Source organism: Vibrio aquaticus (assembly GCF_003970385.1).
In the GTDB taxonomy this organism is placed as follows: Bacteria; Pseudomonadota; Gammaproteobacteria; order Enterobacterales; family Vibrionaceae; genus Vibrio; species Vibrio aquaticus.
Genome location: NZ_RXZH01000133.1, coordinates 1 through 489, shown reverse-complemented (window position 1 = coordinate 489; position 489 = coordinate 1). Strand labels below are relative to the sequence as shown.

Annotated in this window: 2 protein-coding genes; both read left to right on the top strand. The window is 47.4% G+C overall.

Going from position 1 to position 489, the window contains the following annotated elements:
* Positions 1-6 precede the first annotated feature (6 nt).
* Positions 7-150 (top strand): host cell division inhibitory peptide Kil, encoded by a 144-nt coding sequence (kil, locus tag EJ063_RS20620; RefSeq protein ID WP_000372937.1) that lies wholly within the window; start codon positions 7-9, stop codon positions 148-150.
* A 74-nt stretch (positions 151-224) separates the two neighbouring features.
* Positions 225-489 (top strand): host-nuclease inhibitor Gam family protein (locus EJ063_RS20610; RefSeq protein WP_126576083.1); only part of this gene is annotated, 265 nt, incomplete at its 3' end.

Below are 489 nucleotides of genomic sequence, written 5' to 3'. Positions count from 1 at the left end.
CAAAGAATGGATCAAACACTTATGGCTATCCAGACTAAATTCACTATCGCCACTTTTATTGGCGATGAAAAGATGTTTCGTGAAGCCGTCGACGCTTATAAAAAATGGATATTAATACTGAAACTGAGATCAAGCAAAAGCATTCACTAACCCCCTTTCCTGTTTTCCTAATCAGCCCGGCATTTCGCGGGCGATATTTTCACAGCTATTTCAGGAGTTCAGCCATGAACGCTTATTACATTCAGGATCGTCTTGAGGCTCAGAGCTGGGCGCGTCACTACCAGCAGCTCGCCCGTGAAGAGAAAGAGGCAGAACTGGCAGACGACATGGAAAAAGGCCTGCCCCAGCACCTGTTTGAATCGCTATGCATCGATCATTTGCAACGCCACGGGGCCAGCCAAAAATCCATTACCCGTGCGTTTGATGCCGATGTTGAGTTTCAGGAGCGCATGGCAGAACACATCCGGTACATGGTTGAAACCATTGCTC

Excerpts from the sequence above, each read along its gene's own strand:
- kil (WP_000372937.1), top strand. The coding sequence starts at position 7 with ATGGATCAAACACTTATGGCTATCCAGACTAAATTCACTATCGCCACT.